Origin of the sequence: Filimonas effusa, assembly GCF_004118675.1 — a bacterium.
GTDB classification, from domain to species: domain Bacteria; phylum Bacteroidota; class Bacteroidia; order Chitinophagales; family Chitinophagaceae; genus Filimonas; species Filimonas effusa.
The window spans coordinates 127,771-141,002 of the sequence record NZ_SDHZ01000001.1; the positions used below are offsets into that span (position 1 = coordinate 127,771).

The window sequence follows — 13,232 nt, forward strand, 5'->3', positions numbered from 1 at the left end:
TGGCATTGGCATTATTTTCTCTTTCTTTGCGCTAGTCAAAAATCCCATGGTGAAATGAAAAAAAGAATTGCACTGGTAACGGGTGGTTACAGTGGGGAAGCTGAAATCAGCTATAAAAGTGTGGTTACAGTTGCCAACAATATCGATACGGAACGTTTCGAAGTATTTAAGATCGACATTAATCCTTCAGGATGGTATTATCTGCCGGAGCAGGGCGATAAGCAACCGGTAGACAAAAGTGATTTTACCATTACAGTTAACGGCAGCAAGGTGAAGTTCGATGCCGTTCTGTTATGTATTCATGGCACCCCGGGTGAAGACGGCAAGCTCCAGGGCTATTTTGATATGTTAGGGTTGCCTTATACGAGCTGTGATGCGGCAACCTCTGCTTTAACTTTTAATAAAAGATATACGGTTGCCGTTGTTGCCTTCAGTGGTATAAATGTTGCACGCTCCGTACTGTTGATAAAAGACCGTTTTGAGAATGCCGAAGCGCTTGTAAAAGAGTTGCAGTTCCCTGTTTTTATAAAGCCTAACAATGGTGGCTCCAGTATCGGCATGTCGAGGGTGAATCAACCTTCCGAAGAGCTGGGCAAAGCCATAGAGAAGGCGTTTAAAGAGGATGACCAGGTGCTGGTAGAAGAATTTATCCAGGGACGGGAATTTACTATAGGGGTATTCAGGACAAAGGGCAAGATCATTACTTTACCTATGACGGAAGTTATTTCAAAGAATGAGTTCTTTGATTTTGAAGCAAAATACCTGGGTAAAAGTGAAGAGATCACGCCTGCGCAGATAAACGAAGCTATGGCAGATAAGGTGCGCAAAGCCGCTGAGAAAATTTACCAGGTGCTTAATTGCCGCGGAGTGGTACGTATAGATTTCATTTACAATGAAGCGAAAGACGAGCCGTATATGCTGGAAGTAAATACAGTGCCGGGCCAGAGTGAAGCCAGCATTATTCCACAGCAGGTGAAAGCTATGGGCTGGACACTGAAGGATTTTTATACCGCAGTGATAGAGGAAGCCTGGGCATAGTTATCAATTGTAAACAGCATAACTTAACTTGTACGCCGAAAACCAAATATTGAATCGTGTTTAAATTTATAACCAATAAGCCATTCTGGGTGAACATGCTCATAGCAGCAGGCATATTCCTGTTATTGCTGGTATTGTTCTTTAGTTCACTGGGGTTCCTGACCAGGCATAACGAGAATGCGAAGGTGCCGCAGGTTACGGGCAGGAATATAGAAGAAGCCAGGCGATTGCTGGAAGCAAAGGGGTTTGATGTGGAAGTGCAGGATTCGGTATATATCGATAATGCCGAAAAACTGTCTGTTATCAGGCAGTCGCCGGAAGCCGATGCGGTAGTGAAATCGAACCGTACCATCTACCTGACCATCAACAGGGCGATTGCTCCGCTTGTAGACATGCCCGATTTGCGTGGTTTTTCTTATCTGAGCGCCAAGTTGTATCTGCAAAGCCTGGGATTGAAGCTGGGGGATACTTCTTATACGCCGGATATTGCCAAAAACGCAGTAAAGGAACAGTTGTTTAAAGGGAAAGCGATCAATCCCGGCAGCAAGATAGATATGGGCAGCACTATTGACCTTGTATTAGGTTCCGGTGTGGGCACAACAGAAGTGAATGTTCCCGATTTAACGGGTATGACGCTGGCGCAGGCAAGGGATTATATCAGTAACCTGGGATTAAGCATCAGCGCCATAAATGCGGAAGGAACGGTTACAGACAGGGAGAATGCTTTCATTACACGACAGCTGCCCGAACCATTCGAGACTTTACCCGATGGCACAAGAGGACCTAATAAAATAAGGGCGGGGCAATTGATAGATATCTGGATAAGCGCTACACCTCCTGCTGTTGTTGATTCAGCGGCAGCTCCCTTACCTTAGAACATACTAAAACGCTATAGAAATCAACTTATCAGTAAACACGAACTATGAACACAATAACTGTTGAAGCGCTGAAAGCGCGTTTGGATAACGGCGAGCAGATACATCTGCTGGATGTGCGCGAGGACAGCGAGAGGGCTGAATTTAATATCGGTGGCACGCATTTACCCCTGGGTAAAGTGCAGGCGATGCAGGTAGAAGACATTGAGGGATGGAAAGGTGATGAAGTGATCATCTACTGCAGAAGCGGTAACAGGAGCGGTGTAGCTGCATTGCTCATGGAACAGGCAGGTTTTAAGAATACAGTGAACCTGGTTGGGGGGATGCTGGCCTGGCGCGATAAGTTTGGTGAATAAGCGTACGTTTATCTAATAGATCAATTACGCATAGACCGTCGAACAGGACAGTAAAAGAGGCCGTATCATAAGTGCGATACGGCCTCTTTTATTTGGGTACCTCCTGATGGAGCCGGGTTCGCGTTTAAGCAATTCTCAGCGGCTATTTTTATTTATGAGCCAACCTCTTTTTTAAAGTCCGGCGCAAGTATAAGCTTGTGAAGCCGGTTATATTATTTAAAGCCTGATATTCACTGCCACCATGAAATTGGTGCCGGCCATTGTGGTGTAGTAATTATCTTCATATGGGCCATAACCGGCGGCGATGCCGGGGTAGGCAGCTCCTGTTGCTTCGTATTTCCTGTTGAAGACATTGTTGACATAACCTGTAATATTCCATTCGTTGAACAGGAAGTTCTTGATCGTATAAATAACCCTCGCATCCTGTACGTAATAGTCTCTCAGGCTGCGTTCCGCTTTCTGGGTATTATCCATGTACTGCTTGCTGACGTATTTGGCCGGCAGGCCTATTTCCAGTTGTTTAACGGGAGTAAGAATAATGCTGCCTCCTGCAACGATCGATGGTGAGAAGGAAATATCTGTATTGGAATAGGCTGTGCCTTCTTCTCCTACATGCTCGAAGTCGTCGTTGTAAATAGTGAGATAGTTGGTAAATGATTTTATCTTATTCCGGCTAAAGGCTGCATTGCCTTGTATAGCCACCCAGCGGTTGAGGTTTACGCTGCCCTGCAGTTCTATACCTAACCTGTAGCTATTGGGAACGTTGATGCGGGTATAAGCTCCCACATCGTTACGGGCGCCTGTTTGAACCAGCTGGTTGTTGTACAACATATAATAACCAGTGGCAGACCAGCTGTATTTGCTGGTTTTTTCTTCTATGCCCAGCTCAAAGTCGTGCAGGGTTTCTTTCCGTGGCTGCTGTTGCTGAGCGGCTTCAAAGTCGTCGCGGTTGGGCTCTTTGTTGGCCATCGCATAACTCAGGTAAGCATTCCAGTTGTTCTTACGGTAACTGATACCTGCTTTGGGATTCACGAAATTGAAATTGCGTTTTACAATAAGTGACGGGTTGTCCTGGAAGCCATACATATTGTACACAACGTGTTTGTATTGCAGGTCGGCAAACAGGCTCCAGTTGTTGTTGAGCTGATGCAGCCATTTCGTATAGATGTTCAGATCTGTTTTTTTTGCGTCGAGATCATAGTAGCGGTGGTTCTTGGGAGCGCCGGCCTGTGCCCATATCACCTCTCCATAATGACCGCCATCGTAGATCGTCCAGCTGCCACCGATGGTAAATTCATTGGAGGCGTTCCGTGATTGCACGGAGAATGTTTGCCCGTAATAGTAGTTGTCGAGCCAGCGGTCTCGTACCAGGTCTGTCGTATCGAGTACTTGGTTTCCAACGTTAAAGCCGGGTAAGCCGTAGTTGGGCAGGGCTTGTTTGGCTTTATACTCTTCGTAATATCCTTTACCCCTTGACAGGAAGCTGGCAACGTTGAGTGTCCAGCTCCGGCCGAGATTCTGGTTCAGGAAAAGCTGGTAATGATCCTGCTGGTAGTTATCGGTTTGATTGTTATAAGGCTCTCCTTCTTTTTCGGTTCCGGCTGCATTATAGGTCCTATAGGTATCGCGATAAGCTTCGGGGACGCCATACCAGGCCTGGTATGTTTTTTCAGTGCCGGTGATAATATTGAAGCGGACAGTGGTGTTGTCGGAAAGATAAGCGCTGGAAAGGTAGAGCGCTTTGAGATCGGAAGAAGCGCGGTCGATATAGCCGTCGCTTTTCAGGCGGCTTAACCTGGCGTCTACTGTAAAGTGGCCATTGATAAGACCGCTTCCTGCTTTAAGCGTATTTTTCCAGGTATTGAAAGAGCCAAAGTTGTTATTGCTTTCTGCGTAGGCTTTTTCGTTGAATTCATTTGTGGTGATGTTCACTGTTGCTCCAAAGGCGCCTGCCCCGTTGGTGGAGGTGCCCACACCGCGCTGGATCTGGATGGAGTTTGCGGAAGAGGCAAGATCGGGCAGGTCTACGAAAAAGCTGCCCTGGCTTTCGGCGTCGTTGTAGGGAATGCCGTTTAGCGTAACGTTGATACGGGTAACATCGGAGCCGCGTATGCGCATAGAGGTATAGCCAATGCCGTTACCTGCATCGGAAGCTACGATCACCGATGGTGTTTGATTGAGCAGAAAGGGGAGATCCTGACCCAGGTTCACCCTGGCGATCTGTTCCTTGCCGATGTTCGTTTTAGTGAAAGGAGCGCGGTCTGAGGCCCGTATAGACCGTACTTCCAAGGGTTCCAGCAAAAAAGCCTGGTCTTCCATCCTGAAACGCTGTAAACCCGGTACGGGAAGAACGATGTGCTGGCGGATCATTTTTTTACCGGTGGCTTCCAATGTAAGTTCATAACTGCCGGCTGCTGCGGAAAAACTGAAATTGCCGGTGTTGGTGCTTGCGGAGGTCCATTTTCGCCCGTTTTGTGAGAGGGTAATGGTTACGCCTTCAACAGGCTGGTTCCTGCTGTCTGTGATAATGCCTTCCAATGGGGTTTGTGCGAAACCCAGTAGTGTTGTAAATAAGGCGAGAATCATCCCTGATAAATACTTCATCCTGTTCTTTTTGAAATCAATTACAATAATGCTGAACAGGAAATTGCTATAGGAGAGGACACACGGTGTGAAAGAGACGGCCTTCCCTTCGCAGGCATTACCCTGTTCAGGTTCAACGGGTTTAATCTCAGCCTTCCTGTTTCCAGGAATAGCACCCCGAGGAATTACTGCCGGGTAGCTCACCCTTGCAGTGTTGCAAAGAAAGGCAGAAAATTTAAATAACCTGTAACATTCTTTTTTTTCGCCCGTTCCAATATAAATTCGTTGCTATGAGAAAGATAATAGCAGTTTTAACCCTTGCCATGCTGTCTATGTCCCAGTTGATGGCTCAGAACCTGGTATATGATGAAAATGCCGAGATTCGTGAGGTAGGTGCTTTTAACGGTATTGAAGTATCGGGAGGTATGATCCTTTATATTTCACAGGGGGCAGAATGTGCTGTAGCTGTGAGTGCGGAGGACCGTCAGTTTGTATCGAAGATAAAAACGGAGGTAAGAGATGGTGTGCTGCATATCGTGCCGCAGGGCGGGGCCTGGAACGGCTGGAACTGGGGGAATAAACAACTGAAGGCTTATATTACTGTCAAGAACCTGCAGTTGCTGCGTCTCAGGGGAGCCGCCTCTGTAAGGCTGGCGAATGAAGTGGCGGTAAATGCGCTTCGTATAGAGATCACCGGTGCAAGTTCTCTTAAAGGGGCGTTAAAAGGGAATGCGGTAAAAGTTGAGGTGAGTGGCGCTTCACGTGCAGAACTCAGCGGAAGTCTTACTGTGTTTTCTGTTGAAGTAAGTGGTGCGAGTACTGTCAGGGCTTATGAACTGAGTGCTGCTACCTGTTCTGTTGAGGCGTCTGGTGCATCGAATGCGCAGGTGACCGCAACAAAGGAATTGTCGCTGCAGGCCAGTGGTGCCAGCAATGTAAGTTACAAGGGAGAAGCTGTTGTAAAGAAGCTGGAATCGAGTGGCGCGTCGAATGTTAGAAAAAGAGATTAAAGAATAAACTGGCGTTTTTAAAAAAAGGTTTGCTCGTGTGCTAATAAGTTCTATATTTGCACTCCAATTACATCGCGAAGTAGAGCAGCGGTAGCTCGTCGGGCTCATAACCCGAAGGTCGGGGGTTCGATCCCTCCCTTCGCAACAGAGGAAATCTTTAAAGGATTTTAAATAAAAAGCTTATCCATTCCGGGTAAGCTTTTTTATTGCTTTCAACCACATTACACCAGATCAAGGGATCATGGGGCATATCAAAAGTTGAGGGATTAAACGGATCAAGTTGAAAACTTGGGGGCTGATAAATATTACGCATAAAGTTGGATCAAGTCGATTTCTTGGGGGGCTGCTAAAAATTATGCATAAAGTTTCGCTAGCCTAAAGAGGAAGAACTACTACGAAAAAAAGTGTATGCCTGCTTAGGGTGGCATGCATTCTTTGCCTAGGCTGTATTACGCCGTTGTGCCCGGCAGCGCGGCTGTTTTTCGTTTAAATATGTATTACTGCCCGATTATAGTTACCTTTGCCGGCCCCGCAACGGAGGGGATATTATAACAATCTACCTTGTTCATTTCCAGGTTAGATGAACATTGTTTTATGAAAGCTGGTTTTGTCAACATATTTGGTAAGCCCAATGCGGGCAAAAGTACCCTGCTCAACGCGCTGCTGGGTGAAAAGCTCGCTATTGTATCTTCCAAGGTACAAACTACCCGCGACCGTATCAAAGGCTTTTTAACGTCGCCTGGCGCCTACCAGATCATTTTTTCCGATACCCCCGGTATCATAGAGCCTAAATACAAGCTGCATGAGCGGATGATGCATTCGGTAAAGAGTGCGCTGGAAGATGCAGATGTGGCAATACTACTGGTTGATATTAAAGATGACCTGGAGGAAAATCACCAGCTTTTTGCTTCTTTACGCCTGAAAGTGCCTTGTATTGTTGTTTTGAATAAAACTGACACGGTAAAGGCAACGGTTGTTGAGGCGGCAGCGAAGTTTTTTGGTGCGCAGTCGTATTGCAAAAAAATTGTAACGATATCCGCACTTAAAGAAAGCAACCTGGATGCATTGAAGGGCGCTATCCTGGAACTGCTGCCTGAAGGCGATCCTTTTTATAGCGAAGACGACCTGACTGATCTGCCTACAAAGTTTTTTGTGGGAGAGATGATCAGGGAAAAAATATACCAGCTGTTTGGTGATGAAATACCCTACCATTCAGCCGTGATGGTGAACGAGTTTAAGGAAAAAGATACCTTGATAAAGATCCAGGCCGATATCATTGTTCAGCGCGAAACGCAAAAAGCGATTCTCATTGGCGAAGGCGGCAAGATGATTAAAAAAATAGGAACCCTTGCCAGGGAAGATATTGAAGCTTTTCTTCAGCAAAAGGTATTCCTGCAGTTGTTTATAAAAGTTCGCCCCAAATGGCGCGACAATGATCAGCAGCTGAAAGAATATGGGTATTATTAAATTTGAGTCCGTATTAATTATTTGAGTTATGTCATTTACTGTTGCAATAGTGGGGAGACCCAATGTAGGAAAGAGTACTTTCTTCAATCGCCTGCTGGAACAGCGCAAGGCTATTGTTGATGATGTTAGCGGTGTTACCCGCGACAGGCAGTATGGTGTGGCCGACTGGAACGGTAAAGCTTTTAACGTAATTGATACCGGCGGTTTTGTTGCCGGTTCGGAAGATGTTTTTGAAACGGAGATCCGCAAGCAGGTGCAGATAGCGATCGATGAAGCCGATGCGCTGATCTTCATGACCGATACCACTAGTGGTATCACTGAACTTGATGAGTCGATGCGCGATCTGTTGCGCAGGACTACCAAGCCGGTGTTGCTTGCTGTAAATAAGGTTGATAACGGTGACCGTTTGCTGGAAGCTACGGAGTTCTACAGCATGGGAATCGAGCATATCTTTTTTATAAGCAGTATGACCGGCAGTGGCACGGGTGAACTCCTGGACGCCATTACCGACATGATCGATGAAAAGGCATCCGACGATACCGTCCGCGAGAATGAGCTTCCCAAATTTGCGATCATTGGTCAGCCTAATGTTGGTAAGTCTTCCCTGCTGAATGCTTTGATAGGGCAGGAGCGTACTATTGTAAGTGATATTGCCGGCACTACGCGTGACACTATTCACACGCATTACGACTTGTTTCAAAAGGAATTTATCCTGATAGATACCGCAGGTATCCGTAAGAAGAACAAGGAAAAGGATGACCTGGAGTTCTACTCCGTTATCCGCGCCATCCGTGCCATGGATGAAGCTGATGTATGTATGCTGGTACTGGATGCGGAAAAAGGCATCACTGCGCAGGACGTCAACATTTACTCACTGGCGGCACGCAAGGGTAAAGGGCTGGTTGTGCTGGTTAATAAATGGGATCTTATTCAGAAGGAGACCAATACCGCCAGGGACTATGAAAAGGAACTGCGTTCACGCCTTGCTCCTTTTAATGATATTCCTATCCTGTTCATTTCTGCCCAGGAGAAGACACGTATTTTCAAGGGTATTGAAATTGCCCTGGAGGTGTTTGAAAACAAACAGCGGAAAATTCCTACCAGCCAGCTGAATGAAGTTATGCTGAAAGCTATAGAGGCCTATCATGCGCCGGTGGTTAGGGGTAACTCAATAAAGATCAAGTATGTAACACAGTTGCCTACACATACTCCGTCTTTTGCTTTCTTTTGTAACTATCCTGATGATATAAAGCAACCTTACAAGAACTACCTCGAAAACCAGTTACGTACTCATTTTAACTTTAAAGGAGTGCCGGTAAGACTGTTCTTCAGGAAGAAATAACTGGTAGTATTTAAGCGTTCGTTTACTGCCTTTTAATAAATTAAGAAGCCCGCAGCGAGTTAAATCGCTAAGCGGGCTTTTATTTTCTGTATTCGTTGTTCCAGCTCAGCCAGTAATTGCTTTTGCTGATGAATAAAGCTGTTGTCTTCCAGCTTACCCATTACGAGGTCCATTTCTTCTTTGGTGTCGTAAACCATTTTGCGGAAGGTATTGTCATAGTCTTTTGCGCGGCTTTCATAGATACCGTTGCTCATCCATGACTGGGTATTTACCAGTCCGCCGAGTAGTTGTGCTACGTCTTCCGGGCTTAACTTTTTGAGGGTAAGACCTGTGATAGCAGACAGGCAGGATAATGCATGTTTTTGTTTCCACCCGGCATATTTACCGCCGGCTGTTTCGTACCAGTCGTGAACGCCATCCCAGGAATTGATCTTATTGTCTTTGATTTCGTTCTTTAGTGCTTCTACTTCTGTTGATGGCAATAATTGTCCGCCTATATTCAGCCAATCGTTGCGGTCGGCTGAAGCAGGCAAAGCGTTGTGCAATTCTGCCAGGGTATTGATGTCTTTGGTTTCTATCAGCTCCACCAGTTGTTGTGCGCCATAGTAAACGATCAGCTCTCTGAAAATATGATAGGCCCTGGTAATGCGGAGGATCACTGTTTTACGTTTAGCGTTCTCGATACCTGGTGCAACAATGTCCAGTTCATCGATAACGGGGTCTTTTTCCAGTAAGAGCGACCTGCCTTTTGCGGCCCATGCGGCTTCGGTTTGTGCTTCGTCCGGATGTTTCTGTTCGTACCAGGCACGGCCGGTCAGCACTTCAAATAACTGCAGGGCGCTGAACAGTTCGTTCACTGTGTCGGGCGCCAGGTAGTCGTATTCGAGGTATTGCTGGCGCTGCGTGCGTTTATCCCTGTCGCCGTATTTCCAGGCGTTACGCGCCAGGGCATACATATTATAAAAGAACCAGTAGCCGGGGATGATCACCAGGCGGTTGTTGGTGACATCGTTGCTCATGAGCGAAAAGGGGATAGGCATATCCAGCTCTGCGGGATAATCGCCTTTTGCCAGGATGGTATAAGTGGCAAAACGGGAATTATGTTTCAGGCTAACACATAAGCCCGGCCAGAAGCCTCTTCCCGCAATGATCTCTCCATCGGGGCTTCTCGAGTTATGATTAGAGCCGATGGTGGCGCCCGCTGCAATATTGCTTTGTCCCATGATAAGAGCAGCGCATAAGAATGAATTGTTATGGTGCTGCTCGTGTGCAGGGAAGATCAGCGAATTCAGCACCTCGCAACAGGAGATGGTGGCGTTATTGCCCAGGTAGGAGTTAATAAGCCTTGCGCCATATTTCAGTTGTGAATGTGAAGCCATTACAAAACGGACGGCTTTTACGCCATAGAAGATACGGCAGCCGAAGCCTATTATCCCATTTACGATTTCACATCCTTCGCCTATCTGGGTCTTGCCTTCGGGGCCGGAGTTAATGGTGAGATTTTTAAGCTTGTTGGCGCCTTTGATATACGCATCGGAGCCAATCCATACATCTTTGATGATGCTGCTGTTTTTGATTACGGTACGGTCCCCGATCTTGCCGTAATAACCACGGTGTGGTTTGAATTCCTGTTCGGTAAATGACTGGAACTGCCTGAGCAGTTTTTCATCGTCGCGGTACTTTGACCACAGATAAGCGTCGCCCGGTAACATGCCGTTGAAGGGGATGACGCTGCGGCCGCCGTTCTCGTTACATATTTCCATCCAGATGCGCAACGATTCACTTTCACCTTCTTTTACGATGCCATTGCCGAACTTGGCATGGTCGGTAGTGATAAGCTCGTTGACATTTGTAATGATCACTTCATTACCTACAATATAGTGGGAAAGATAGTTGACGTTATCTATCACAACGTTGTCTCCGAGATCGCAACTGATGATGATGGAGTTATACAATCCTACCGCCACTTTCAGGTCACTGAATTCAAGGCAGTACGATTCCAGTTTGCCAATGCGTACCAGTCCATAGAATTTACATCCCTTTACCAGTGCGGGGTTGAAGGCGTCTGAGACGAGGATCTTATTCCAGTCGTCGCTGGTGTTGCCATTGCGGACCAGCAATTCTATTTCATATGCTTTAAGCTGCCGGTAAGAAATACCACTCCGGTTTTGGATGTCGCGGAGATGGTATTCGTCTTTTCCTTCAGGTAAGTATTCAGGAGAAATAAAGCCATAGCCAATGGTGTCTATGGGCGTTTTCCTGATAATGTTTCCAGCCATTAATGACTTTATTTATTTTATTCCACTGTTACACTTTTCGCCAGGTTCCTTGGCTTGTCTACATCGTATCCTTTTGCCACACCTACATGATAGGATAATAACTGAAGCGGTATTACACTAAGCATAGGTGCTACAATTTCGTCGGCGGCGGGTAAAACAATGACGTCATCGGCGAGGCCGGGTATTACCGTATCTCCCTCTGTTATAATGGCGATCACTTTACCTTTACGTGCCTTGATCTCCTGGATATTACTTACCACTTTTTCGTGATAAGAGTCTTTGGTAGCTACGAAAACTACCGGAAGCTGATCGTCTACCAAAGCGATGGGGCCATGTTTCATTTCAGCTGCAGGATAACCTTCGGCGTGGATATAGGAGATCTCTTTCAGCTTTAATGCACCTTCCAGCGCTACGGGGAAGTTATATCCCCTTCCGAGGAACAATGCATTGGAAGCGTCTTTGTATTTTTCGGCTATCGCTTTTATTTCTGCGTCGAGTTTGAGGATAGCTTCTGCTTTCTCAGGTATAGCTGTGAGTTCTTTACATAACAGCAGGTACCTGTCGCGATCGATAGTACCCTTATGTGCAGCCAGCAGCAGGGCTACCATGTTCAATACTGCGAGTTGCCCGGTAAAGGCTTTGGTGCTTGCCACGCCTATTTCGGGACCGGAATGGGTATAAGCGCCGGCATGGGAGAGGCGTGCTATGGAAGAGCCTACGGCGTTTACGATGCCCAGTATTATTGCACCCTGTTCTTTTGCTTTTTCTATCGCCACCAGCGTGTCGGCAGTTTCGCCGCTCTGGGAAATGGCAATGATGACGTCGCCCTTATTGATGATAGGGTTCCTGTAGCGGAATTCCGATGCATATTCCACTTCGACGGGGATACGGCAAAGTTCTTCTATTACATATTCTGCAACGAGACCGGCATGCCAGCTTGTGCCACAGGCGATGATAATGATACGGCCTGCGTTCACGATCTGTTCTGCGTATTGCTGTATACCGCTCATTGTTATCTTGCCGTTTTCTACGTCGAGACGGCCACGTAAGCAATCATAGATCGTACGCGGCTGTTCAAATATTTCCTTGAGCATGAAATGGTCGTAGCCGCCTTTTTCAATAGCGGTTAAATCCATATCCAGCTTGGTGATGAAAGGCGTTTGTTTTTCGTTGCCAAGATTTTTAAGGATAAGTTCATCGGGGCGAACGATGGCGATCTCGTAGTCATTAACATACACTACTTCCTTGGTGTATTCGATGATGGGAGAGGCATCTGATGCCAGGAAGTGTTCTCCTTTGCCGATACCTATTACCAATGGGCTGCCTTTACGGGCGGCTATGATGGTTTCGGGATCGTCTTTGTGTACTACCAGGATACAATAAGCGCCTACGATACGACGCAGTGCTATTCGGACTGCTTCTTCCAGCGAGCAGTTATTCTTGCTCTTGATATCATCGATGAAGTTCAGCAGCACTTCTGTGTCGGTATCACTTTTAAAGGTATATCCCTTTGCGAGGAGATCCTGTTTTATCTGGGCGTAGTTTTCAATGATACCGTTATGGATCATCGCTATTTCGCCGCTTTGCGACAGGTGAGGATGGGCATTACGATCGTTGGGTTCGCCATGCGTAGCCCAGCGGGTATGGCCTATACCTATATGGCCGTGAACGTCCTGACCTATCAGCGTTTCTTCCAGGTCGGCTACTTTTCCTTTTTTCTTGTAAACTTTAAGCGAATGATTGATGAGCGCTACACCGGCACTGTCGTACCCCCTGTATTCTAGTCTTTTTAAACCTTTCAGTACGATTGGGTAAGCTTCCCGTGGTCCCGTGTAACCGACAATTCCACACATATGTTTATAATGGTTTAATAATGCAATTTGATGCTTTTCGGAGAATATCGGACACAAATAAACTGTAAAACAACGTAAAAAATCTTACATAATCAGCAATGGGGATGTTGCTGGGACGCAATGCGTTGTGTTGTTTGGAAGCAGACGCGTGTTATTGCGGATTTGGTGATCCGGGGGTACCGTTATATAATTATATGCCTGTAAACCAGCAGGAAAGTATATTGATCCTTGGTGAGGACTGTTGATAATAGGAATTGCGAAAGTTAAAGCAGCTATCCAGGTGAGGTTGTCAAAGCGGATATATTTCAGAACGCTGTTAAATGGGGTGCGTATTTATGCGGTTTGTAAGCGGTTTTTTGGTGTTTAAAACGGCAGCTATGTCATCCTGAATCATGCAGCAATATTGCACAAAAGATTAGTGCCTGTTTG

The 13,232-nt window shown here is 46.4% G+C and carries 9 protein-coding genes, 1 tRNA gene and 1 riboswitch; of the genes, 7 read left to right on the forward strand and 3 right to left on the reverse strand.

From position 1 onward, the window contains the following. The first annotated feature begins 54 nt into the window (after positions 1–54). The 3 genes from ESB13_RS00525 to ESB13_RS00535 are packed head-to-tail and all read left to right on the forward strand — an operon-like array spanning position 55 to position 2,269. Positions 55–1,038 carry a D-alanine--D-alanine ligase gene (locus ESB13_RS00525; RefSeq protein ID WP_129001097.1) on the forward strand — a complete coding sequence of 328 codons (984 nt, stop codon included), beginning with the start codon at positions 55–57 and terminating at the stop codon, positions 1,036–1,038. 56 nt (positions 1,039–1,094) lie between these two features. Next, positions 1,095–1,913: a PASTA domain-containing protein gene (locus tag ESB13_RS00530; protein WP_246022374.1), complete on the forward strand. Its 819-nt coding sequence runs from the start codon at positions 1,095–1,097 to the stop codon at positions 1,911–1,913. 47 nt (positions 1,914–1,960) lie between these two features. Then, a complete protein-coding gene (locus ESB13_RS00535; RefSeq protein ID WP_129001098.1) occupies positions 1,961–2,269 on the forward strand; it encodes a rhodanese-like domain-containing protein in 309 nt (102 codons plus the stop codon). A gap of 216 nt (positions 2,270–2,485) precedes the next feature. On the opposite strand, the gene ESB13_RS00540 is transcribed toward ESB13_RS00535, so the two are convergent. Beyond that, positions 2,486–4,873, reverse strand: a complete 2,388-nt coding sequence (locus ESB13_RS00540) for a TonB-dependent receptor (protein ID WP_129001099.1) — start codon at positions 4,871–4,873, stop codon at positions 2,486–2,488. A gap of 66 nt (positions 4,874–4,939) precedes the next feature. Further along, a riboswitch (TPP riboswitch) is annotated at positions 4,940–5,042 on the reverse strand. A 100-nt stretch (positions 5,043–5,142) separates the two neighbouring features. Here ESB13_RS00540 and ESB13_RS00545 point away from each other — a divergent pair. The 4 genes from ESB13_RS00545 to der all read left to right on the forward strand — a co-directional run bounded on the left by ESB13_RS00545 (position 5,143) and on the right by der (position 8,671). Then, positions 5,143–5,862 (forward strand): head GIN domain-containing protein, encoded by a 720-nt coding sequence (locus ESB13_RS00545; RefSeq protein ID WP_129001100.1) that lies wholly within the window; start codon positions 5,143–5,145, stop codon positions 5,860–5,862. Positions 5,863–5,935: 73 nt separating this feature from the next. Continuing rightward, positions 5,936–6,007 (forward strand) — tRNA-Met (locus tag ESB13_RS00550). Between the two features lie 449 nt (positions 6,008–6,456). Next, a complete protein-coding gene (era, locus tag ESB13_RS00555) occupies positions 6,457–7,329 on the forward strand; it encodes a GTPase Era (RefSeq protein ID WP_129001101.1) in 873 nt (290 codons plus the stop codon). Between the two features lie 28 nt (positions 7,330–7,357). Then, positions 7,358–8,671, forward strand: a complete 1,314-nt coding sequence (gene der, locus ESB13_RS00560; RefSeq protein WP_129001102.1) for a ribosome biogenesis GTPase Der — start codon at positions 7,358–7,360, stop codon at positions 8,669–8,671. Positions 8,672–8,730: 59 nt separating this feature from the next. Here der and ESB13_RS00565 read toward each other — a convergent pair whose 3' ends face one another. Beyond that, positions 8,731–10,950, reverse strand: coding sequence for a DUF4954 family protein (locus ESB13_RS00565; RefSeq protein WP_129001103.1), 2,220 nt, complete (start codon positions 10,948–10,950; stop codon positions 8,731–8,733). A gap of 17 nt (positions 10,951–10,967) precedes the next feature. Next, on the reverse strand, positions 10,968–12,803 hold the full coding sequence (gene glmS / locus ESB13_RS00570; RefSeq protein WP_129001104.1) for a glutamine--fructose-6-phosphate transaminase (isomerizing): 1,836 nt from the start codon (positions 12,801–12,803) through the stop codon (positions 10,968–10,970). Positions 12,804–13,232 lie beyond the last annotated feature (429 nt).

Excerpts from the sequence above, each read along its gene's own strand:
- ESB13_RS00525 (WP_129001097.1), top strand. The coding sequence starts at position 55 with ATGAAAAAAAGAATTGCACTGGTAACGGGTGGTTACAGTGGGGAAGCT.
- ESB13_RS00535 (WP_129001098.1), top strand. The coding sequence starts at position 1,961 with ATGAACACAATAACTGTTGAAGCGCTGAAAGCGCGTTTGGATAACGGC.
- ESB13_RS00540 (WP_129001099.1), bottom strand. The coding sequence starts at position 4,873 with ATGAAGTATTTATCAGGGATGATTCTCGCCTTATTTACAACACTACTG.
- ESB13_RS00545 (WP_129001100.1), top strand. The coding sequence starts at position 5,143 with ATGAGAAAGATAATAGCAGTTTTAACCCTTGCCATGCTGTCTATGTCC.
- era (WP_129001101.1), top strand. The coding sequence starts at position 6,457 with ATGAAAGCTGGTTTTGTCAACATATTTGGTAAGCCCAATGCGGGCAAA.
- der (WP_129001102.1), top strand. The coding sequence starts at position 7,358 with ATGTCATTTACTGTTGCAATAGTGGGGAGACCCAATGTAGGAAAGAGT.
- ESB13_RS00565 (WP_129001103.1), bottom strand. The coding sequence starts at position 10,950 with ATGGCTGGAAACATTATCAGGAAAACGCCCATAGACACCATTGGCTAT.
- glmS (WP_129001104.1), bottom strand. The coding sequence starts at position 12,803 with ATGTGTGGAATTGTCGGTTACACGGGACCACGGGAAGCTTACCCAATC.